24 protein-coding genes are annotated in these 19,662 nt (G+C 65.9%); 1 reads left to right on the top strand and 23 read right to left on the bottom strand.

The window, feature by feature from the left end:
* Positions 1-46: 46 nt before the first annotated feature.
* Positions 47-2,155, bottom strand: coding sequence for an acetate--CoA ligase family protein (locus tag AWY79_RS00355; protein WP_066798998.1), 2,109 nt, complete (start codon positions 2,153-2,155; stop codon positions 47-49).
* A 15-nt stretch (positions 2,156-2,170) separates the two neighbouring features.
* On the opposite strand from AWY79_RS00355, the gene rnc reads away from it, so the two are divergent.
* Positions 2,171-2,854, top strand: coding sequence for a ribonuclease III (gene rnc, locus AWY79_RS00350; protein WP_066798996.1), 684 nt, complete (start codon positions 2,171-2,173; stop codon positions 2,852-2,854).
* 102 nt (positions 2,855-2,956) lie between these two features.
* On the opposite strand, the gene AWY79_RS00345 is transcribed toward rnc, so the two are convergent.
* The 22 genes from AWY79_RS00345 to AWY79_RS00245 form a co-directional block, all read right to left on the bottom strand.
* Entirely contained in the window at positions 2,957-3,883 is a 927-nt protein-coding gene (locus tag AWY79_RS00345; protein WP_066798994.1) for a flagellin N-terminal helical domain-containing protein, read from the bottom strand.
* A 466-nt stretch (positions 3,884-4,349) separates the two neighbouring features.
* The gene (locus AWY79_RS00340) at positions 4,350-5,084 is read right to left on the bottom strand and encodes a Mom family adenine methylcarbamoylation protein (protein WP_233490963.1); all 735 of its coding nucleotides are present in this window, start codon (positions 5,082-5,084) and stop codon (positions 4,350-4,352) included.
* Positions 5,041-5,247, bottom strand: a complete 207-nt coding sequence (locus tag AWY79_RS18045) for a Com family DNA-binding transcriptional regulator (protein WP_078063538.1) — start codon at positions 5,245-5,247, stop codon at positions 5,041-5,043. The genes AWY79_RS00340 and AWY79_RS18045 overlap by 44 nt, the downstream gene beginning before the upstream one ends.
* Positions 5,248-5,468: 221 nt before the next feature.
* A complete protein-coding gene (locus AWY79_RS00335) occupies positions 5,469-5,681 on the bottom strand; it encodes a TraR/DksA C4-type zinc finger protein (RefSeq protein ID WP_166671400.1) in 213 nt (70 codons plus the stop codon).
* On the bottom strand, positions 5,681-5,992 hold the full coding sequence (locus AWY79_RS00330; RefSeq protein WP_066798991.1) for a hypothetical protein: 312 nt from the start codon (positions 5,990-5,992) through the stop codon (positions 5,681-5,683). Before AWY79_RS00330 ends, AWY79_RS00335 begins: the two co-directional genes overlap by 1 nt.
* Positions 5,992-6,348, bottom strand: coding sequence for a tail fiber assembly protein (locus tag AWY79_RS00325; RefSeq protein ID WP_066798990.1), 357 nt, complete (start codon positions 6,346-6,348; stop codon positions 5,992-5,994). Before AWY79_RS00325 ends, AWY79_RS00330 begins: the two co-directional genes overlap by 1 nt.
* 10 nt (positions 6,349-6,358) lie before the next feature.
* Positions 6,359-7,420, bottom strand: coding sequence for a right-handed parallel beta-helix repeat-containing protein (locus AWY79_RS00320; protein WP_066798989.1), 1,062 nt, complete (start codon positions 7,418-7,420; stop codon positions 6,359-6,361).
* Entirely contained in the window at positions 7,420-8,007 is a 588-nt protein-coding gene (locus tag AWY79_RS00315) for a YmfQ family protein (protein WP_066798987.1), read from the bottom strand. The genes AWY79_RS00320 and AWY79_RS00315 overlap by 1 nt, the downstream gene beginning before the upstream one ends.
* Complete coding sequence (locus AWY79_RS00310) at positions 8,007-9,062, bottom strand: baseplate J/gp47 family protein (protein ID WP_066798985.1); 1,056 nt, start codon at positions 9,060-9,062, stop codon at positions 8,007-8,009. The genes AWY79_RS00315 and AWY79_RS00310 overlap by 1 nt, the downstream gene beginning before the upstream one ends.
* The gene (locus AWY79_RS00305; protein WP_066798983.1) at positions 9,062-9,505 is read right to left on the bottom strand and encodes a phage GP46 family protein; all 444 of its coding nucleotides are present in this window, start codon (positions 9,503-9,505) and stop codon (positions 9,062-9,064) included. The genes AWY79_RS00310 and AWY79_RS00305 overlap by 1 nt, the downstream gene beginning before the upstream one ends.
* Positions 9,506-10,099 carry a phage baseplate assembly protein V gene (locus AWY79_RS00300; protein ID WP_233490961.1) on the bottom strand — a complete coding sequence of 198 codons (594 nt, stop codon included), beginning with the start codon at positions 10,097-10,099 and terminating at the stop codon, positions 9,506-9,508.
* A complete protein-coding gene (locus AWY79_RS00295) occupies positions 10,093-11,127 on the bottom strand; it encodes a phage baseplate assembly protein (RefSeq protein WP_066798978.1) in 1,035 nt (344 codons plus the stop codon). The genes AWY79_RS00300 and AWY79_RS00295 overlap by 7 nt, the downstream gene beginning before the upstream one ends.
* On the bottom strand, positions 11,120-12,349 hold the full coding sequence (locus AWY79_RS00290) for a DNA circularization protein (RefSeq protein WP_078063537.1): 1,230 nt from the start codon (positions 12,347-12,349) through the stop codon (positions 11,120-11,122). The genes AWY79_RS00295 and AWY79_RS00290 overlap by 8 nt, the downstream gene beginning before the upstream one ends.
* Positions 12,346-14,232 (bottom strand): phage tail tape measure protein, encoded by a 1,887-nt coding sequence (locus AWY79_RS00285; RefSeq protein ID WP_066798975.1) that lies wholly within the window; start codon positions 14,230-14,232, stop codon positions 12,346-12,348. Before AWY79_RS00285 ends, AWY79_RS00290 begins: the two co-directional genes overlap by 4 nt.
* Positions 14,233-14,340: 108 nt before the next feature.
* The gene (locus AWY79_RS00280; protein WP_066798973.1) at positions 14,341-14,715 is read right to left on the bottom strand and encodes a phage tail assembly protein; all 375 of its coding nucleotides are present in this window, start codon (positions 14,713-14,715) and stop codon (positions 14,341-14,343) included.
* Entirely contained in the window at positions 14,716-15,069 is a 354-nt protein-coding gene (locus tag AWY79_RS00275) for a phage tail tube protein (protein WP_066798971.1), read from the bottom strand.
* 9 nt (positions 15,070-15,078) lie between these two features.
* Positions 15,079-16,554: a phage tail sheath subtilisin-like domain-containing protein gene (locus AWY79_RS00270; protein ID WP_066798969.1), complete on the bottom strand. Its 1,476-nt coding sequence runs from the start codon at positions 16,552-16,554 to the stop codon at positions 15,079-15,081.
* A gap of 3 nt (positions 16,555-16,557) precedes the next feature.
* A complete protein-coding gene (locus AWY79_RS00265; RefSeq protein ID WP_133987418.1) occupies positions 16,558-16,818 on the bottom strand; it encodes a DUF2635 domain-containing protein in 261 nt (86 codons plus the stop codon).
* A gap of 12 nt (positions 16,819-16,830) precedes the next feature.
* Positions 16,831-17,388, bottom strand: a complete 558-nt coding sequence (locus tag AWY79_RS00260; protein ID WP_066798968.1) for a phage protein Gp37 — start codon at positions 17,386-17,388, stop codon at positions 16,831-16,833.
* Entirely contained in the window at positions 17,385-18,284 is a 900-nt protein-coding gene (locus tag AWY79_RS18520) for a phage virion morphogenesis protein (protein WP_099093181.1), read from the bottom strand. Before AWY79_RS18520 ends, AWY79_RS00260 begins: the two co-directional genes overlap by 4 nt.
* 12 nt (positions 18,285-18,296) lie before the next feature.
* Positions 18,297-18,605 carry an HI1506-related protein gene (locus AWY79_RS00250; protein WP_066798966.1) on the bottom strand — a complete coding sequence of 103 codons (309 nt, stop codon included), beginning with the start codon at positions 18,603-18,605 and terminating at the stop codon, positions 18,297-18,299.
* Between the two features lie 12 nt (positions 18,606-18,617).
* On the bottom strand, positions 18,618-19,661 hold the full coding sequence (locus AWY79_RS00245; RefSeq protein WP_233490960.1) for a Mu-like prophage major head subunit gpT family protein: 1,044 nt from the start codon (positions 19,659-19,661) through the stop codon (positions 18,618-18,620).
* Position 19,662 lies beyond the last annotated feature (1 nt).

The following is a 19,662-nucleotide window of genomic DNA, read 5'->3' as shown; positions in this document are numbered from 1 at the left end:
GCCCCATTTCCTGTTATTATATGAGACCGTGAAAAATGTCCAAACGTCAAATGGGACCGACGGTGATGCGCATGTCGGTGACGAAGGCCCCTTCCGCGTCCACCAGGATCGGGTTGAGCTCGGCCTCGCGGATTTCCGGGAAGTCGTCGGCCATCTGGGACATGGACAGCAGGATGTCCTCGATGGCCGTCAAGTTGACGGGTTCGCCGCCGCGCACGCCCCGGAGCAGGGGGAACGAGCGGATCTCGCGGACGATGTCCTGGACGTCGTGCAGGGCGAGCGGGGCCAGCCGGTAGCTGACGTCGCCCAGCACCTCGGCGGACGGTCCGGCCATGCAGAAGGAGATGAGCGGGCCGAACTGCGGGTCGCGGGTGAACCGGATGACCACCTCGCGCGCTTTGACCGGGCCCATGGTCTGGACCAGGCAGCCCGCGATGTAGATGTCGGGGCGTTTGCGCTGAGCGCGGGCGGTGATGGCCAGCCAGGCGTCGCGCACCTCGCGCGGGGTGTGCAGGTCCAGCGCCACGCCGTCCACTTCGCCCCGGCTGGACAGGTGCGGTGATTCGATCTTGAGGGCCACGGGGTAGCCCATCTTCTTGGCCGCGCGCACGGCCTGTTCCGAGGTCCGCACCAGCCGGGTCTCAGGCACGGGGAGCTCGTAGGCGGCGGCGATGTCCATGGCGTCGGCAAAGGGCAGTTCGGTCAGGCCGATGTTGAGGGCGTTCTCGATGGTCCGTTCGGCCCGTCCCTTGTCGCGGCGGAAGCAGACCTCCACCGGGTAGGGGCGGTTTTTCCAGCGATAGTGGGCGAGCATGGCGGAAATGGCCCGCACGGCGGGTTCGGGATAGCCGTAGCAGGGGATGCCCGCCTTGAGCAGCATGTCCCGGCCGGGGCCGATCCTCTCGTCGCCCATGAAGCTGGCGAAAATGGGTTTGGCGCAGGTCTTGGCCACGTCGATGACCGCCTGGGCGGTCTCCACGATCTCGGCGGAGGCCGTGGGCGTGAGCAGGACCAGGATGGCGTGGGTGAGTTCGTCCTCGGCCACGGCTTCGAGGGTGGCGCGGTACCGTTCGGCCTTGGCGTCCCCGATGATGTCGATGGGGTTGTAGATGGACGCGAAGGGCGGCAGGGCCTCGGTCAGTTTTTCCAGGGTGGCCAGGGAGGGGCGGGCCAGGTTCAGCCCGGCGTCCTCGCAGGCGTCGGCGGCCAGGATGCCGGGTCCGCCGGAGTTGGTGACCACGGTCAGGTTCGGTCCTTCGGGCAGGGGTTGGGCCGCGAAGGCCCGCGCCAGGTCGAACAGCTCTTCCAGGCTCTCCACGCGGATGATGCCCGCCTGCTTGAAGGCGGCGGTGGCGGCCTCCACGTTGCCGGCCATGGCACCGGTGTGGCTGGAAGTGGCCCGCGCGCCCGCCGGGGTGGTGCCCGCCTTGATCATGATGACCGGCTTCTTTTCGGTCACCAGGCGTGCCCTGGACTGGAACTTGCGGCCGTCCTCCACTGATTCGAGGTAGCCGATGATGACCTTGGTGTCCGGGTCGTCGCCCAGCGCCTCCAGTACGTCCGCCTCGGAGACGCCCGCCTTGTTGCCCAGCGAGATGAATTTGGAGAATCCGATGGATTCGCCGTCGGCCCAGTCCAGGATGGCGGCGCAGAGCGCTCCGCTCTGGGAGAAGAAGGAGATGGACCCCTTGGCGGGCATGGCCTGGGCGATGGTGGCGTTCAGGTCGATGCCGGTGTTGATCAGCCCCAGGGTGTTGGGGCCGAGCAGGGTGATGTTCCTGCGCCGGGCCAGTTCGGCCATCTCCATTTCCAGCTCGAACCCGTCGCGGCCGGTTTCGCGGAACCCGGCGGTGATGACGCAGACGGCGTCCACATGGGCGTCGGCCAGCTCGCGCATGGCCTGCAGCACCTGCTCGCGCGGGAGCACGATGATGCCGAGGTCCGGCGGGCGCGGCAGATCGGCGGCCGTGGGATACGCCGTCAGGCCGAGAATTTCTCCCCCTGCGGGATTGACGGGGAAGATTGTCCCCCTGTACCCTCCCGAAATCAGATTCGACAGCAGGACGTGACCGAGCTTGATCGGGCTGCGTGACGCGCCGACCACGGCGATGGACGCGGGGCTGAAGAGTTCACTTAAATGGGCGTCTGGATGCATAGATAAGGGGGTTGAATGGATACCGCTGAGCTACAGGATTGTATCCACCATAGGTTTGCCCAAGTCAAGTTCCTGGAGAACGCGCTTACGCACTCCTCGTTCGCCAATGAGCAGGACGGGAACGACGACAACGAGAGGCTGGAATTTCTGGGCGACGCCGTGCTGGAGTTGTGCATATCCGAGGAAGGCTTCAGGCGGTATCCCACTGCCCAGGAGGGCCAGCTGACGCGCATCCGCTCGCAGCTGGTCAAGGAGCAGTCCCTGGCGGCCATCGCCCGGGACTTGAAACTCGACAAGTACATCCGGCTGGGCCGCGGCGAGGAACTGCAGGGGGGGCGCGATCGCGATGCCCTGCTGGCCGACGCCTTCGAGGCGCTGCTCGGCGCGGTCTTTTTGGACGGCGGTTTCGATGTCGCCCGACGCACGGTGCTCGCCATCTTCGAGGACCAGTGGCCTGCGCGGGCCGTGATCCCCGAGACCAAGGACTACAAGAGCCGCCTTCAGGAGGTGGCCCAGGAGCTGTTCAGGGACCGCCCGGTGTACGTCCTGGCCGGGACCAGCGGGCCGGAGCACGAGAAGCTCTTCGAGGTGGACGTGACCCTGCCCGGAGGCGAGAAGTTCCGGGGCGTCGGCACCAGCGTGAAACGCGCCGAGCAGGAGGGAGCCCACCTGGCCCTCCAGTTTCTCGAAGAAGAATAGAACCCCGAAAACAGAACGCGGAAACGACCGGAACCAAACCCCGCGGCGCGATGCCGCGGGGCTGGTATCCGATCGTCTTCAGTCGCTTTCGCCGGGCTAGGACTAGCCGCCGATGAGCTGCATGGCCATTCTGGGCAGGGAGTTGGCCTGCGCCAGCATGGCGACTGCGGACTGGGTGAGAATCTGGTTGCGGACGAACTCGGTCATTTCCTGCGCCACGTCGACGTCGGAAATGCGGGATTCGGCTGCCTGCAGGTTCTCGGCCTGGATTTCCAGGTTGGTGATGGTGTTTTCCAACCGGTTCTGCATGGAACCGAGGTTGGCGCGGATCTTGTCCTTGGAGATGATGGCCTGGTTGATGGCCTCCATGGCGGTCTGCGCCAGCGCCTGGGTGGAGATGGACCGGCCCGCGTTCATTTCCTCCCAGGTCCCGCCGGTCTTCAGGGCAGCGGTGTGGCCCAGGCCGAAAGACGAGGCGGTGGAGCCCTGGATGGCGACGTAGTAGTAATCTTCGGAAGAGTCGTTGCCGGTGCCGAAGTGGATCTTCAGCGGGCCGCGGGACTGCAGTCCGGTGCCGTCGTGGTCCACTCCGGGGTCGCCGGAGAGGTTGCCGTTCAGCAGGTAAATTCCGTTGAAGTCGGTGGCGTTGGCGATACGGGTGATTTCCGAGGACATGGCCTGGTACTCGGAATCGATGATCAGGCGCTGATCGGAGTTGTAGGTACCCGTGGAAGCCTGCATGGCCAGCTCTTTCATGCGAATGAGCTTTTCATCGATGACCTGCAGCGCGCCGTCGGCCGTCTGGATCAGCGAGATGGCGTCGGCTGCGTTTCGGATGCCCTGGTGCAGGGAGCTGATTTCCGAGCGCATGAGCTCGCGGATCGCCAGTCCGGCGGCGTCGTCGGCAGCGGTGCCGACACGCAGACCGGAAGACAAACGCCGGGTGGAAACGCCGAGCCGTCCATAATGCTCGGACAAGTTTCTCTGGGCGTTCATCGCCATGAGGTTGTGGTTAATGACTAAAGACATCGGAACCCTCCTTGTTCGATTCACAAATCCATTTTGCCAAAGTTAAGCATCATATGTGCCAACTTAACTTTATTAAGTAATATTAAGATGGTGTGTATCTAAAAATAGTCTAGAAAGGCTGTTTTTTCCTGTCTTGGAAATGGGGGGAGAGGAGCGGGCGTCAAGGGTTTGTCAATTTTTGCCGCATGGCGGGCGGGGGAGGGGACGGCAGGGGGTGCCGTCCCCTTTTTGTTTGGGAGAGGGGGAAGGGGGAGAGGAAGGGACCGGCGGGGGGGCCTTCCTCATTTGGTTGCGGGGTAAAGCCGCGCGCGAAAATTTCGGGCTGACGGCGGGATAATTGCCCCGGCCTGTTTGTTTCTATTGTGGTAACAGTGTTTCAAAAACGTGCGGCGACGTCAAAGAGAAAGGAGCCGGGCTGATGCTGGGGGGTGCATCGGCCCGGCTCCTTGTGGTGAGGGCCGGAGGGTTAGTCCGTTGACTCCGGCTTGGGGTAGGGATGGGTTTTGAGTGCCAGGCGTTTGCGCCAGTTCTTTTTGATGAAATAGACGTAGCGGAACTGACGGAACCGGAGCGGGATCGCGCGGTCGAGGTTGGCCCGCAGCGTCCTCCCTCTCCCCCCGCCCTTCTTGTTGGTCGTGAGCAGCATCACATGGTAATACTCGGCGTCCAGGAAGTAGAACTCGGTCCAGTGGTGGCCACAATAGAGGAAGTTCGCGGCTTGGTAGACGACGCCGTTCCGTCCGCAGCGCTCGTCGGCGAAGGATTGCACCCAGGCGACGCTCGGGCATGCCCGCTTGATGTACTTGAAGGCGTAGGAGAGCGCCTTGCTCTCGCTGTTCCTGGGGGCCACGTCGGCCAGCCACATGCGGTTCAGCTCCATATACTCGCCTGTCTTCGTGTCCGGCACGATCTTGCCGACCTGTATCGGGTTCAGGGCGTAGCCGAAGGAGAGCGCCCCGGCCAGGTTCCGGCGGTAGTAGACGCCGAGGTGGCAATAGCTGTTGTTGACGATGCGGTGGGAGTAGTGGTGCTTGATGAGCAGCTCCCTAGCCAGCCTGGAGGGAATCCAGGCGACGTAGAAGTCGCGGCAGCCGAAACCGGCCACGCCGGACTCGCCCTCGATGTAGCCGGGGCGGTCGTCGGCGGGCGGGTCGAACTTACCGGGGATGGGTGGATGATGCGGTTTGATACGGGAAGGCACGGCGTTTCTCCTTGGGGGAGGCTCGGCGGCCTTCGGGGTCGGGACTCTCGGTCCTCATGCGGTTCATTGTCTTGCAGCGCGGGCATTGGATGTCCAACGCGCCGTCTTCAATCGATTCCATGGCTAGCAGTCGTGAGCATCTGCGACAACGAAACTCATTCATATTACCTTACTTTACAGGTTACGTCGCGGCCTGCTATTTCCCTTTCAGCCTGTACAGGTGAATGGAGCAGCTGGCCTCGGCTGGTGGTGCGGTACTCCACACCGCGCCAGTGGGGGCGGTGCGAACGCCCCCGCCTGTTCCTCTTGAGATCGGCCCGCCGGATTCGTCCGGCGGGTCTTTGTCTTGGTTGCGCCTATGCGGTTTTCAAAGAGCAGTTGGGGTTAGGCTCGGTCGGCCTCGGCCTGGCAGTCGCGGCAGAGGTCGCAGCCGGGGACGGCCTGGAGCCGGGCGGGCGGGATCGGGTCGCCGCACTCGCGGCAGACGGGGACGCCGTCCACCGTGGGTGCGCCGGGGCCGGGGCGGCGGTGGCGCGCGGCCAGGGCCACGGCCCGGTCCATGGTCTCGTAGTTCTGGGCGTAGTCGGCTTCGTCCATCACGCCCCCAGCAGGGTCATGGCAAGGGCTGCCCCCAGCAGCACAGCCACCGGAACCAGCACGTCGCCCCAGGAGTCGGGTGTCCAACGCCACGGGGCCAGCAGGGCCACGACCTCGGTGCGCGGACTGGCCGCGCTGCCGTTGCGGACAGCGCGGTAATACGCCTGCATGTACTCGCGGTAGTAGAGGCATAGGGCTCCGGCCACGGCCCCGGCCCAGGGGTTCCCGGTCATCATCCAGACGATGATGGCCGGGATCAGCGCCATGGTCAGGTGCGTCAGCCAGTCCCAAGGGTGGTCAAGGCTGGTCATTACGGGGCCTCCGGCCAGGTCACGTCGGCGGGGAACCCAGCCTGTTCCGGGACGTCGCGCAGAGCCTGGCGGTATGTGGCCCAGGCGGCGATTTGCTCAGGGGTCAGAGGGGCATCGGCAACCTGGGTCCAGTCGCTAGCCGAGAGCAGCGCGTCACGCTCGGCGCGCACAGTCCTGGCGGCATCCGTCGTGATGAGTTCGCTCAGGTTGTCGAGAGTGTCGCCGATGGCCAGGGCCGGACAGTCCTGTATCCATACGCAGATTTCGCCTTGCGATGCATGGTGTGTGCGGGCCTCGGGGGTATCGGTCGGGTAGGTGCTGCCGGTATGGCATCCGTTGCGGAAAACGCAGAGCATAGGTTGCCTCCTAGAATATAATTCCGTGCGTGGTCGGGGTAATCAGCGCCTGACTGTACGATCCCGTCGATGCGCGTCTGTTCAGCATTGCACCAGATGTGACACAATACCCGTAAGTGCCAGCTCCTGATGCGTCGGCGCTGGTGACCTGCATCTGGCCCAGGTCGGCGGCATGGTAGCCATAGGTGGCGCAGTTGACCGCGTGGGAACTCCAGGCCGTGATGACCGCGCCCATGTTGGCCTTCATGCCTACCCCACAGTTGTCGGCATTGGACGATGCGGCGGAGATGAAGGACGATCGCATGCCCATGATGCCATTGGTGGCACAGGAGGAGACGTCGGACGAATCAATGACCGCTCGCGAGTCCTGGACATACACGCCGATGTCCCCTGCCCCTGAAAAATCGCAGCCGGTCGCAGACAAGGAGCTGTTGCTCTGCACAACAATGTTGCGCCAATCGCCATCACGGAATCCGCCGGACATTGAGAGGACCGATCCGATGAGGTGGATACCGATATGGGACCCTGCCGTGCCGCTGGAGTCCATGGCCAGGGGGGCCAACAGTTCAGGCATGATACATCTATCACCAGCGAAAACAGCTGCTCCGTCCGGGATGGCAGACCGCTGAACCTGCACGACCGCGTCCTCGCTGGCGATAGACACCCAGGGCAGGAACGCGCAGGACAGTGCAACAGATTCTGCCCAAACGAACCCGGAGCGGAGCAACACGGTGGCGATATATCCGTCGCCCGCGCTGTAGTAGGTCCGGGACAGGAAGGAGATGGCCTGGGTGATGGAAGAGAAATCCCCGCCCGGCCCGACCGTGACAACGATGTCCTCGGTCAATCGGGTTCGCGCGTAGTTTGCGATCATGAAGGATATGGCCTGGCCAAGTTGGGTTGTGTCCTCGGCATCAAGGACGATTCCGGCCCCGGCAATGATGCCCACAAGCTCTTCCTGGACCCCGTTCAGCCACTTCTCCGTGACCACGGTGGCGGGAACGCCCAGGGCCGGGTTGCCCTCGGTAAACTGATGGGCTTCGGTTGCGGTGGAATGGTCAATTCTGTCCATTATTCGTCTCCATAGGCAAAAGTTAAAAGGGTGTGCGCCGGAGCAAGCCGGAGCATGTTACACTCAAAGGCCTCGTTGCCCCAATCGGCCAGGGGTTCGCCTGCGGCAGCTCCTCCGGCCTCGAAATATCTGACGGTTGCATCCGGGCCGCGCATGCGCCAGGCATGGGTCCAACCATCGTTGGTCAGCGGATCGCCGGTGTCCGATCCGGCCAGGAACGGGTGGAACTCCTCGACCACGGCGGCTACGCCCAGGGCGGCGGCGATCTCCTCGTAATACGCGACCGACTGTCCGCCCTGCGCGGTCAGGACCAGGAGGAGCGCCTCGCGCCGTTCCTGGATCGTTTCGGACGCCTGGGAACACTGGCCGGGCAGGCCGCAGACCCGCTCCCAATCGGAGAGCAGCTCCAAGGCCGTGCGCGGGTCCAGCTCGTCCAGCACGTCGTCGGCCCGGCGGTCCGCCCTGGCCAGCTCCGTGGCCATGGCCAGGAGCAGGAGGCACCACACGCTGTCGAGGTCGGTGGGCAGGGCCGCCCCGCGCGGGGCCAGGGCCATCAGCTGGTCACGGTACTGCTCGGCGGTCAGCATTAGAGATCACTCCAGGTGATGGTTCCCAGCGTGGCCACTTCGCCCACGGCGTGGGCCACGTCGGCGGCCGGGGAAAGGAGGACGTGATCGGCCTCGCCGGTGGCAATGGAAATGGCCTCCCGCAGATGGCTGACGCGGATGGTCGCGCCCGGCTCGGCGGCGCGCAGGAGCATGTCGCCCAGCTCGGCCTCGATGGCGGCCTGCACGGCTTCGGTGTTGGGGCTGATGCTGATGGCCGGGTCCATGGGAACGGCCACCGGCGCGACCACGAAGACCTCGGCGGTAACGGGGCGCGCCGCGTCCAGGTACGTCTGCACCGCGTCCACGGTCTCGGCGGCGGGGATGCCATCCTCGGTCGTGCCGTCGGTCATGACGCGCACGGTCACGGTTCCGGCTCCCAGCTCCAGGGGATAGACCCAGGCGCGGGTCACGCCGGAGACCTCCAGCGCCCAGGCAACGTAGTCGAAGTCCGCGCCGCCGTGCGGGGCCTGGCGTATCCTGGCCAGGAGCCGGGATCGGAGGTCGCCGTCGCCTTCCACGTCAGCGCCGCCGGAAAGTTCCCCGGCAACGGCCGTGGACTGCACCCCGCTCAGAGCGGAAACGAGCTTGAGCTTGACCCCGGCGGCGGTGTTGGCGTCGGCACCGGCCTCCACGGCCGTTACGGCCACGGCCGCCGACCCGGCGGCAATGGTCCCGTCCTCGGTGGTGGAAAACTCCAGGCCATCGGAACGCGAGACCACCGTGCCGGTCGGGATCACGCTGCCGTCGGAGCCGGTAAACGTGACCAGGCCGGTGGCCGAAGCCGCCGACTTGCGCTGCTTGCCCCAGATGGACGCCCATCGCTCCAGCTGCTCGGCGTCGGCGGTGTCGGGCATGCCCTGGGCCGCGATCCAGTCGAGGTAGCCGTACAGGCCGTGCACGGCTCCTGCCTCAACAACGGCAAGGATGCCGAGGAGGGTCCGGCGCTGGCTGGCGTCGGCCCCGGCCAGACGCGACTCGATGTCGGCCTTGACCCGGCTGATAAGATCACTGAGGGACGGACGGTCAAACGGCATCAGATATTCTCCCAGAGGTAGTCGAATTTGAACTCAATGGCCGGGGCGTTGGGCCGGTACATCTTGACCAGCAGCCCCAGGACGCCACGACGGACCCACCAGGTCTCCACGGACACGGATTCGGCCACGCCGTCCTCGACGAACCAGGCCAGGGCCTCCTCGGCGTATTCCCTGGCGCGGATCGGGACGGACGGCACATGCTTCTCGCGGCTGAGCAGCCAGAGCCGGGAACCGATGCGGTCGCCGTTCACCTCGGCGAAGGTGTCGGCCCACCACCCCCGGCGGTCGGAGGTGTTGTCCGGCAGTTCGTCGTCGGCCTCGGCCCGGCGGTCGATGAACAGGGACAGGACCACGGCGGTTTTCAGGGTGTCGTCCTGGACCAGGGAGAGATTCTCCAGGGTCAGGTCCGCGCCCATCTCCTTCCAAACCAGCGCCGCGTCCATCTAGTCCACCTCCGGGGGCTGGATGCCGTGTTCGGTTGAAGGACCGAACACCGAGCCGTCGTGGTAGGTATCGGTGGTCCAGGTGCCCCCCGTGTAATTGAGGGCGTCGCCGTAGCCGGCCACGTCCATCTCGCGGCGCTCGTCGGCGTGGATCTCGACCTCCTTGCCGGAAATGTGCACCCGTTCCTCGCCGCGAATATCAATCACGCGGGCCTGGAGGGCGATCCTGTTGCCGCGCCGGAGGACGATGCGGCAGCCGTCCGCGCTCTGGTCCTCGTCCGTGTAGAGTGCGACCTCGCCGTTCTCCAGCCCCTTGAGGCGGTAGCGGCGATCGTCCACGTTGATGATGATGGTGTGGGAACGGTTGCCGCCCAGGGAGAGGGCCACGGCCTCGGCACCGGCATGCGGCACGGAGGTGAACCCGTACTGCTGGAACCGCTCCAGAGAGGACAATACCTCGTCACCCAGGAGCTTGGCCTGGAGGGTCTGGAGGGTGGTCTCGTCGTCGGCCAGGGTCAGCACGGCGCGGGACACCAGGAGCATGACTTTGCGGCGCAAGGGCGCGAGGGTCTTTTCCAGCAGGCGCATTACCATGTCGCGTCCTCCGGTTCCGGCAGCGCGGCGCGGAGGAACGCCTCACGCGGCAGCAGGTCGAGATCGGTCCACCATCCCTTTCCATCCAGAGTCAGGGCGGCCCCGGCGATGAGCAGCTCCTGGTCAACGGCCAGGTAGGCGTCCTTCACCCGGACGAGGCGGTTGGGTGTCCACAGCCCGTCGGCATGGGTCCAACCGGCCACCCGGTACTGGACCCGGCGGCTGCGGCCGAAGCGGACGTTGCATTCCCAGTCGGCCCGCTTCTGAGCGGCGGCCTGGTCGATGTTCTCCTCGGCCAGAACGGTGAGTGGACGGTGGCGGCTCACGCCGGTATCCGTGGCCGTGGCCAGGGGATGCGCCGCGTCCTCGGCGTTCCAATCGTCGCCGCCCGCGCTTTGGCCTTTGACCGTGTACGAGCTGAACCGATCGCGGTTGGAAAACCGGGCCGAGGCCGTGACGATGTTTTCGCCCAGGGCCAGGCGGGTGGAAACGCGGTCGGTTCCCGCCTTGGTCAGGAGCAGGTTGCCCAGGCCGTCGGACATGAGCAGCACGGCCCGGACGCGGGCGGCCGACTCAAGGGTATCGAAAATCGAATCCCCCTCGTTATTTTTGAGGGTGGAGAACACGCCGCCGACGTCCGTTTCGGCCTTCACGCCGACGCCGAAGGGCTTGCACAGGTCCTTGGCCACCTGGAGCAGGGTCCGGTCGGCGAATTGCGTTGACGGAGCGGAACAGTCCACAAGGTCGCCGGTCAGGTCGCGGCCGGATACGGTGATGCCATGCGCGGCCCCGTCGTAGCTCGGCTCGGCGTCGTCTATGTGGCCGGTGATGATCGTCTTGCCGTCGATCAGCACGGAGCATGCCAGGCCGGGCTTGATCGGCCGGGCGACGGACGAACCGTTCCAGCGATCGGTCAGCCCCAGCTCGAAGGTCGAGGCGAGCTGTTCCATGGAGCGGCGGATCGTGATGCTCTTCCATCCGGCGTAAATCTGACCGCCGACCTTGAGGGTAACGTCATGACTAGCCACCGAGAACCTCCAGGACGGAACCGCCGGGGATCGCGCCGGGATGGCGGACCTTGTTGCGGGTGACGATTTGATCCGCCTGGGCCGCGTCGCCGTAGATGTCATAGGCGACAACCACGGCGGGCAGGGTCTCGGCGGGCTGGTACGAGGTGAGCCTGGGCAGGGACTCGCGGCTGGCGAAGTCCTGGACCACGGCAACGCGCAGATCGGTCAGGGCGGCGTACTCCGGGTCGCTGGCCTCGGACGAGGACGCATCGATGGCCTGCACCAGCTCCTCGCGCACGGCCAGGGCGTCGTCAAAGGTTTCGAATCCCGTGGACGAGCCAGTGGAAGTCGAGGCTGTTGACGCGGCGGTCGTAGAAGCAAAGGCCGTGGCGGCAGAGGCCAGGGCCGTGTTGCGGATCAGCCTGGTCAGGGCCGAGCCGTTGGCCGCGACCTTCGCGCCCACGGTGGACAGCGGCGAGCTGGCCGCGCGCGTGGACGAGGAAAAGGAAAACAGGCTGGAGAACAGGGACAGACCGGAGGTATCAAAGGAGACCAAGTCAAAGAGATCATCGACCAGGGCGCAGAGCCGGTCGGCCAGCAGGTCGGGGAAGTTCAGCAGGGACAACCCGTCCGCCTTCAGGCTGGTGATGTCCGCCAAGGCCGAGTTGGCCATGTCGAACGGCATGCTGGTCATGTCCATGGCTCCGGAGATCGCATCCAGGGCCGAATCGACGGCGTCCAGCGCCTCCAGCCGGACCCACTCCGGCCCGGACACGTCCCAGGTCTCCACGAACCCGGCGGCCGTGACTTCGGTAAGCGAGGCGGACGCGGTCTGCACCCCCACCGCCGTGTTGACGGTCCGACTCGGCAGCACGGTCTTGCCCGCCTGGACGCAGGAGATGGTGAAGGTGGCCATGCCGCCCTTGCGGGTGGATTCGCGGACCGACCATTCCAGGATGTCCACGGTCCGGCTCCCGAAGTACGGGTGGATCAGCTCGCCCGGTCCGGCCTCGTCCAGGGCTTCCAGCAGGGCGTCCCGCGCGGCCATGTAGTCCGGGCCGATGACGAAAGCCTGGAAGGAAAACCGGTGTGCTTTCCTCCCGAGGTCTTCGGTGGCCGGATCGTCGCGCAGCGGGTACTCGGTGACCTGCTTGCGGCGGCCGCCGGACAGCTCATGCTCTTCGACAAAGAACGGCTTGCCCCTGAACTTCGCGTCGCGCAACTCTTCTTGCCAGCTCATCGGCCCACCCCCGCCATGTAAATGCCGGAATCAACGTCCAGTTCCATCCCGCTGGCGTCCATGCGCGTTACACGAGTTCGGTCGTCGCTGACCTCGATGCGCAGCTTGCCCTCGGGCCGCTCTTGCTTGCCGAAGCCGATCAGGTCCATGAGCTGCTCGCCCAGGTTGCCCCCGGCCCAGGCCCCGGCAATGCCGCCGCCGACGCCGCCGATGGCCGCGCCGATGGCCGTACCCAGGCCGGGAACGATGGAACCGAGTGCCGCGCCGAGCTGCGCACCGGCAACCGCGCCGCCCCAGCCGCCCAGGCCGGAGCCCACGGCCCCGCCGGAAGCGTTCACTTTGGCCGAGGTCGAAGCGCTGTCGTCGGTCCAGGCGTCGTAAAGTTCGTAGGCGGTCCCGGCCATGGCCAGCGCGCCGCCGATGCGGCCGCCCCACTTGCCTGCCCCGGCCAGGGTCTTGCCGAGCCTGCCGCCGCGCTTCGATATGGCGTTGCCGGACTTGCCGCCGCCCTGCCATCCGCCGCCGTACTCGCCGGGCATGAGGCTCATTTGCTTGTTGACCACATAGACGGGCAGCGGCGTCTTCATGCCGCCCAGGAGGCTGCCCGCCGCACCGGCCGCGCCGCCCTTGCCGCCGAACAGGCCGCGCAGGCCACGGACCCCGTTGTATACCTTGCGGCCCACCACCAGCGCGCCGAGCGCGGCAGCGCCGTAGCCCAGCCCGGCCATCAGCTTGTCCGCGCCTTCCGATCCCAGGGCGTTGAGGGCGTCGGCGGCCTTCTCGATGATGCCGGACAGCCGGTTGTCCGCGAACTTGGACCAGGCCGTATATAATGAGGTCATGCCCGCCGAGGCGTCTTTGGCCGCGCGGGCCGAGTCGGCCAGGGTGGTGGCGCCGTCGCCCTGCACGGCCATGAACTTGGCCAGGGAATCCAGGGAGCCGGTGCGCTTGAACTCTCCGGCGGCCTGGTTGAAGGCGCGGACCGCCTCGGCGTCGAAGATGCGACCGAGCTTGACCGTGTCGCCGCCGGTCTTGGTGATGATCTCGGCCATGATCTCGTTGATGGGCCGAAGCATGCCCTCTTTCCAGGCGTCTATGCCTGCGTTCTTGAGGCGCTTGAGCTTGGCCGGGTCGGACAGGGTCCGCATGGTCGCCTCAAATGCGGTGGCGGCCATTTCGGAGGACCCCGTACCCATGCGGATCATCTGGAGCGCCGCGCCCATCTCGCGCAGCGCGCCGGTGCCGCCGCGCCCGGCCGCTGTGTAGGCGGTGATGACGCGCGGACCCAACGCCGCGAGGTTTTGCAGGGTGAACGCGCCCATCTTGCCTTGAGCGTTCAGGATGTCCAGAGCCTCCAGGACCTGGTCCGGGCTCTTGATGTCCATCTTCTGGAACTCGGCCAATAAAGCGCCGACATCCTGACCGGCCGCGCCGGTTGCGCTGATGGCCACGCCGATATTGCGGATGTTGTCCTCGGCGAACTTCAGGTCGCCAGTCAGCTCGACTATCTGTTCGATGGCGGAGGTTATCTGGCCTGGGTCAACGCGGATTATCGGGGCCTGAGCCACCTCGTAAATCTGCTGTTTGAGCTGCTCGACTTGTTTCTCGGCAATGGACGCCTGAATGCCCAACCGGGTGAAGCGGGTCTGGGTGCCTATCAGCATCCTGGCCGTACCCAACCCGGCGGCACCGGTGACAAGGGCGGTGTAGCGGTTGCCCAGGGCGTCCAGCCCGCGCCCGGCGGCGGCCGTGGACCGGCGCAGCATGTCGAGGCTGCGCGATCCACGGCTGGCCAGGTTGCCGAGCGCGCTGGAGTAACTCTTGGCCTTGCCCTGGAGGTTGCCCGCCAGGTCCAGGATCACGGAGGTGCGCATGTTGCTCATTTGGCTCGCTTCATGTGTTGCAGGTATCTAAGCAGTCTGCGGAGGGGCATGCCGAGCAGCTCGCGCTCGGGCCACCCCGTCCTAATGGCCAGGATCAGGACGATTTGCTCAATCGTTCCCGCCTGACCCGTCAGTTCGCCCCCGATCGCTCAGGGCGGCACCGACGTCCAGGCTTACGGCGGCGTCCATGGCCTCCGCCTCCGCCTGGATGCTATCCAGATCAGCCGGGGAAAGCCGCTTGATCCACGCCAAATCGGCGGGGCCGGACAGGGAGCCGAAGGACACGACCTGACGCCGCAGGACTCCGAGTCCCAGGCGCGTGGGGCTGACCAGCAGCGCCGGTCCCTGCGGAGTCATTGCCACGCGCTCGGCTTCCTCGGTGGCTTCGATGACGTCGCCCGCCGTGGCCTCGCGCAGGACAACCTCGCGGCACTCGGCCTCGCCTACCGTTACAAACTTGGTCAGGGGAACGGTCCTTTGCATCTAGTCCTCCTCGCAGGTGATGGCGGACATCTTCACGTCGACCTCGCCGCCCTTGACCTTGAGGGACACGGCGTCGGTGACGAATGCCCCGGTCAGGACGAACCGCTTGCCGGTGTCGGTCTCGAAGATCACGGTGGCGTCGGTGATCTTCATGATGTCGGCCAGGGACGTGTCCGCAGTGTGGTAGACGGTGCACTCCAACTCCGGTGCCTCGGTGGTCTCGGTGAAGCCGTGGACCTTGCCGGAACCCTTGACGGGTTCGCGGGACACGCCGCCGGGCTTGAGGGTGGCCTCGTCTGCGGTGCGCAGTTCGCTGCCGTTCACGCGGATGATCGCTTTCCCGGTTACTTGCATGATTCCCTCCTACAGGATGAACTGAATCTGCTCGGCGAAGACGCGGAGCTGGTTGACGATGTTGGCCGGGAACAGGACGTTGAGACGGTTGGGATTGTCCGCGTCGCGTTCGACAATAAGGTCTTGCTTGAATTGTTCGAAGTTCTCCACCAGCCCCTTTTCCTCCAGCTCGCGGAACAGGGCGAGCAGTTCGGATCGGACGATGGACGGGGTGACGATGGCCTGGCCGGGACCGAAGCGGGTTCCGTCGTCGGCCAGCTTGTGGCGCGGGAACTTCTGCGTGATCCGCGAGCGGGTGGCGTAGCGGATGTAGCTGAGCGTGGCCGGGGTGGTCACGTCCAGGTAGCTCGGATCGGGCAGGCCGTAGGCGTTGGTCTGGTAGGTGGTGACGGCGCGCTCGATGCGGACCGTGCCGTCGCTGCCCACGGTGAAGGTGGACAACCCGTCATAGAGGAGCAGGTTGCGCTCCTCCTTGGTCCAGCGGTCCTCCTTGGCCGGGGCCAGGACGCCGGTCAGGGCCAGGGTCTGGAGCGGGCGCGCCGGGTCGATGGACAGGGAGTCGCAGGCCACGGTGGCATAGACGGCGGCCCATACCCAGGGAGAGGTGGGCGAGCCGTCGGCGGGCATGCAGCTGTCCAGGTGGTTGTTGCGGGTGGAGGACCAGGTGGCCGCGCCGGTGTGCGTCTCGCGGAGCGCGGTGTAGGCGATGCCGTCCTGCATGGACATGGGCCCCCAGCGGGTCAGCAGCTCGGATTCCAGGGCGGTCATGTTCGCCCCGTCGGTCCAGGGCATGACCAGGCCGTTCCACCATTCGTCGCCCATGACGTCGATGGCGTCGGCTACGTCCGGGTTGGCCGCGCCGTTGGCCATGGCGGCGATGGCCACGGACAGACCGGCGGGCAGAGTTTCCCCGGTGTAATAGTTGAACCGGATGTCGATGTCGTTGCCGGACTCGCCCTTGTGGCGGGCGGTCAGGGTGACGGCCCCGGCGTCGGCGCTTGCGGTCACGGCCAGGCCGGGGGCGTCCGAATAGGCGTTGATGGCGGCGGCCAGGGCCGTGGCCACTTCGGCGGCCGTGTCCAGGGCGGCCACGGCAGCGCGGACGCGGCGGCCGCCGATGTAGCAGTTGAGAACCCCGGCGGCCGTTGCCGAGCCGGTGATGGTGATAGTCCCGGTGGCGGCCACGCCCGCGTCGTCGTCCGAAAGCGGGATGGCCCAGGTCTCCAGGTACTTGTCCGCGCCCTTGATGGCGTCGAACATCTCGGCCAGCATGGACCCGTTGCCGAACAGGCTGACGGCGTGGTCCGCGCTCAACACGCGCACCGGCACGGCCTCGTCGGCGGTCCCGGCGGCCAGCATCTGGCCCAGGACCAGGAGCTTGTACTCGATGTCCGGCGTTCCCAGGACGGCGTTCGAGTTGTCGAACTCGATGTAGACCAGCGGCACCCGCAGGTTGTCGGGGATTTCGTTGAAGCTGATGGCCATGGGCTACTCCTTGGTTTCCGAGGTTGCGGCCTTGGCCTTGGCTTCGGCGGCCTTGGCTTTGGTCTGGGCGGCCTGGGCGGCCTTGACCCCGTTGGCGATGGCCTCGGCGGTGGTTTTTTCCACGCCGCCGTCGCGCAGGCGGCGTCTCCAGAAACTGGTGTCCGGGACTACCTTGCCGTAGCTCGGCAGGGGTTCCATGGTGCGCGGATCGCGGACCACCAGCCCGTCCTCGGCGGGTTTGATGCAGAGGGTTTTTCTCTCCACGGTTGCCTCCCGCTACCCTCCCTGGGGCAGCTGTACCTTGTCCTCGGCCAGGGGCGCGTCGTCCGCGACCGGGAACTGGGTGTAAAGGGTTTCGAACAGGTCGAGGGCGGCCAGGTCCTCGTCGGACAGGGCCTTGCCCAGCAACATGGTCTGACGCCAGGTGATGGCCCACATGGCCACGCCCAGCTTGTCCACGGTTGCGGAAAAAAGGTTGTCGCCCCGAACCGCCTGCGGAGTGTTGACGCACTCGTTGTCCAGGGACCAGGTGTTCTCGGGGATGGTCATGGCCAGGGCGTTGACCAGGACTGATGCGCCTTGATCCCGAGAGACCTTGGGGGCGTCCCTGGTCACGACGAACGCGCCCCAGGAAATGGTGGCCTGAAAGTCGCCGTGGTCGTATTTGAGATCGGAAAAACCGAGGGTGGCCACGAACACGGCCGGGGCCTTGGCCATGATCCGGCGCAGCTCGGCCTGATCGAAACGGCCGCCATGCGACTCCACGGAAACGGATGCGGGCAGGGCTGTCTTGAGGGTGTCCGCCACGGCGGTGCGAAGGGTATCCAGGCTCATTGCAGGGCCTCCATCTGGCGGTCGATAAAGTCGTCGACGAGGGCGGCCAGGTCTTCCTCGTTCTCCACGGACAGACCGAGATACTCCCTGGCCGGGATCGTGATCCGGCGGCGGGAACCGACCAAGGACATATCCAAGCCGAAGTTATGGGCGGCGGCGTAGACCAGGTTCGACCCCCATTCCACATGATCGCCGCCGATGCCGACGGCGTAGGCGATGGAGTCGAGGAGCGCGCCGGAAGCGTTCAAGAGGCTCTGCCCGTGGTGGCGGGATGCGGCGTAGGACTCGGACCACGGCTCCCAGGGCGTCCCGTCGGGTGCGGTCTTCTCTTCGTCGATCCGCCGCCGGGTCTGTGACTCAAGGAGCGCGCCCGCCTCGTCCATGAGGGGGCGCGTGTCCAGGTTGCCGAGCGCGCCTATGCGGCTCGCCAGCCGCTCCAGCTCGCCCATGGAGACTTGCAGGGTGACGCTCACAGCAGCCCCCCGCCGCGCCCCGCGACCGAAGACGCGGGGCTTGGAGATGACGGCCGGTTCGGCGGCCTGGCCGCCCGACGCCTCCGGCACAGGTCCCAGGGAGACCACGCCCTTGGAGATCTTCTCCAGCAGGGAGCGGGCGTCCTTGAACCGGTTGCGGATTTCCTCGGTGGCCAGGGCGTCGTTGTTGCACATGCGGTAGACCGCGATGTCCACGGCGACCTGGACCAGCACGGCCGGGACCGTGGCCAGGGGAACGTCGTACCGGGCCGAAACGTAGAGATCGACCTCGGAATCGGCGTCGGCCAGGGCGCGGTCGACCACGTCCTGGTCGGCCGCGCCGTCACCGTCCCGGTCGGCGAGGACCAAGAGCTGATCCTCGCCGTACCGGTCGATTATGTCCTGTTGGGTGGCGTAGGCCATTACCCGTTGCTCCTACTTCTTGGCCTTGGCGTCGGCATCAGCCTTGGCCTTGGCGTCGGCGGCGGCTTTGGCGTCGGCGTCGGCCTTGGCCTTGGCTTCGGCGGTGGCCTTGGCCTTGGCTTCGGCGTCAGCCTTGGCCTTGGCAGCAGCCTTGGTGTCCTTTTCGTCCTCGGCCAGGGTCACAACGAGCATCGGCTCGGCCTTGATGGCCGCGAGCTGCTCGGCGGTGAACTTGTCGTCCGGGTAGGTGGTCGGTTTGGCCGGGTGGGCCATACCGCCCCGGCGGAAGCCTTCACGCTTGGAGATGATGGTAATGCTCATGCTTCACCTCCCCTATGCGCCAGCGCCGGTGGAGCCCACCGAGGTGTGCCAGAGGCCATAGCCGCCGTTGGAGCGGGCTTCGGCCCCGAATTTGAACGCGCCGCGATTGAAGACATCGTCGGACTGGGAGTCGGTCTGCTGCACGAAGACGGGCTTCTTGCGCTCCTGGAACAGGAACGGCTTGAGGGGGCGGGTGGTGCAGTGGAGGAACCAGGCCGTGGACGAGGTCAGGCGCGGATTGACGAGCAGCTTTGCCGTCCCCTTGTAGGGGTTGGGGCTGTCGTCGCCCAGCTTGTCGGCCGTGAGGAGCAGGGTGCCCATCGCCTCCAGGGCGGGCGGGACTTCCAGCGTGTCGGGGATCAGGTTGAGGGGACGGCCGTCCTCGTCCTTGAAGTTCATCATGGCCGTGCGGGCAGCGCCATAGCTGGCCAAGGCGAGCGCCAGGGTGGCGTTGGAAAGCGCGGTGGTCAACTTGTTGGACACCGAGGTCTCACCCACGGGGTGGTCGGTGTCATAGAAGTACTGGCCGTCAAAGCAGACATTGGTGAAGGCGTTGTTCTTGAGGTCGGACACGATCTCGTCAGGCAACTGCTTGGCCGAGAACCCCGCTTCCATCGCCATGGGGCCATAGATTCCCAGGGTGTCGTCCTCGATGTCATTGCGCATGACCTCGATGGTCGCTTCCCAGTCCTTGTTGATGATGGTGTACGCGAATGCGGCCAGGGCCTTGACCACCTTGGAGCCGACCCACTCCCGCATTCGGGGGAAACGGGAAAGCCAGGCGTAGTCGTTCTGCTTGGTGGAAGACGGCACGAGGGTGGCGGTCTTCTCCCAATCCGACGGCGCGGCCTCGAACTGCTTGTTGAAGGTCGCCTTGAGGTTGGTGAAGATGTCGGCCACGACCGACTTGTTGACGAGCAGGCCACCGAAGGCGAAGCCGGACAACACACCCAGATCAGGGGTTGCGGCGGTGGCGGACTCGGGGATCGCGGCCATGGCCAGGCAGGCTCCGACAAGCAGGACCCAGGCCAGGGCGGTGGTGAAATAGCGTTTCATT

The organism is Pseudodesulfovibrio indicus, from assembly GCF_001563225.1.
Taxonomy (GTDB): domain Bacteria; phylum Desulfobacterota; class Desulfovibrionia; order Desulfovibrionales; family Desulfovibrionaceae; genus Pseudodesulfovibrio; species Pseudodesulfovibrio indicus.
Note: the sequence above shows the minus strand (reverse complement) of the source record. Positions and strands in the feature narration are given on the sequence as shown.

What these genes read in the sequence shown, in the direction of transcription:
- AWY79_RS18045 (WP_078063538.1), bottom strand. Translation starts at nt 5,247, where the DNA reads ATGAATGAGTTTCGTTGTCGCAGATGCTCACGACTGCTAGCCATGGAA.
- AWY79_RS00285 (WP_066798975.1), bottom strand. Translation starts at nt 14,232, where the DNA reads ATGAGCAACATGCGCACCTCCGTGATCCTGGACCTGGCGGGCAACCTC.
- AWY79_RS00245 (WP_233490960.1), bottom strand. Translation starts at nt 19,661, where the DNA reads ATGAAACGCTATTTCACCACCGCCCTGGCCTGGGTCCTGCTTGTCGGA.
- AWY79_RS00275 (WP_066798971.1), bottom strand. Translation starts at nt 15,069, where the DNA reads ATGCAAGTAACCGGGAAAGCGATCATCCGCGTGAACGGCAGCGAACTG.
- AWY79_RS00345 (WP_066798994.1), bottom strand. Translation starts at nt 3,883, where the DNA reads ATGTCTTTAGTCATTAACCACAACCTCATGGCGATGAACGCCCAGAGA.
- AWY79_RS00315 (WP_066798987.1), bottom strand. Translation starts at nt 8,007, where the DNA reads ATGCTGACCGCCGAGCAGTACCGTGACCAGCTGATGGCCCTGGCCCCG.
- AWY79_RS00305 (WP_066798983.1), bottom strand. Translation starts at nt 9,505, where the DNA reads ATGGACGCGGCGCTGGTTTGGAAGGAGATGGGCGCGGACCTGACCCTG.
- AWY79_RS00290 (WP_078063537.1), bottom strand. Translation starts at nt 12,349, where the DNA reads ATGAGCTGGCAAGAAGAGTTGCGCGACGCGAAGTTCAGGGGCAAGCCG.
- AWY79_RS00280 (WP_066798973.1), bottom strand. Translation starts at nt 14,715, where the DNA reads ATGCAAAGGACCGTTCCCCTGACCAAGTTTGTAACGGTAGGCGAGGCC.
- AWY79_RS00300 (WP_233490961.1), bottom strand. Translation starts at nt 10,099, where the DNA reads ATGGTAATGCGCCTGCTGGAAAAGACCCTCGCGCCCTTGCGCCGCAAA.
- rnc (WP_066798996.1), top strand. Translation starts at nt 2,171, where the DNA reads ATGGATACCGCTGAGCTACAGGATTGTATCCACCATAGGTTTGCCCAA.
- AWY79_RS18520 (WP_099093181.1), bottom strand. Translation starts at nt 18,284, where the DNA reads ATGGCCTACGCCACCCAACAGGACATAATCGACCGGTACGGCGAGGAT.
- AWY79_RS00260 (WP_066798968.1), bottom strand. Translation starts at nt 17,388, where the DNA reads ATGAGCCTGGATACCCTTCGCACCGCCGTGGCGGACACCCTCAAGACA.
- AWY79_RS00330 (WP_066798991.1), bottom strand. Translation starts at nt 5,992, where the DNA reads ATGACCAGCCTTGACCACCCTTGGGACTGGCTGACGCACCTGACCATG.
- AWY79_RS00325 (WP_066798990.1), bottom strand. Translation starts at nt 6,348, where the DNA reads ATGCTCTGCGTTTTCCGCAACGGATGCCATACCGGCAGCACCTACCCG.
- AWY79_RS00355 (WP_066798998.1), bottom strand. Translation starts at nt 2,155, where the DNA reads ATGCATCCAGACGCCCATTTAAGTGAACTCTTCAGCCCCGCGTCCATC.
- AWY79_RS00270 (WP_066798969.1), bottom strand. Translation starts at nt 16,554, where the DNA reads ATGGCCATCAGCTTCAACGAAATCCCCGACAACCTGCGGGTGCCGCTG.
- AWY79_RS00250 (WP_066798966.1), bottom strand. Translation starts at nt 18,605, where the DNA reads ATGAGCATTACCATCATCTCCAAGCGTGAAGGCTTCCGCCGGGGCGGT.
- AWY79_RS00320 (WP_066798989.1), bottom strand. Translation starts at nt 7,420, where the DNA reads ATGGACAGAATTGACCATTCCACCGCAACCGAAGCCCATCAGTTTACC.
- AWY79_RS00310 (WP_066798985.1), bottom strand. Translation starts at nt 9,062, where the DNA reads ATGCCGTTTGACCGTCCGTCCCTCAGTGATCTTATCAGCCGGGTCAAG.
- AWY79_RS00335 (WP_166671400.1), bottom strand. Translation starts at nt 5,681, where the DNA reads ATGGACGAAGCCGACTACGCCCAGAACTACGAGACCATGGACCGGGCC.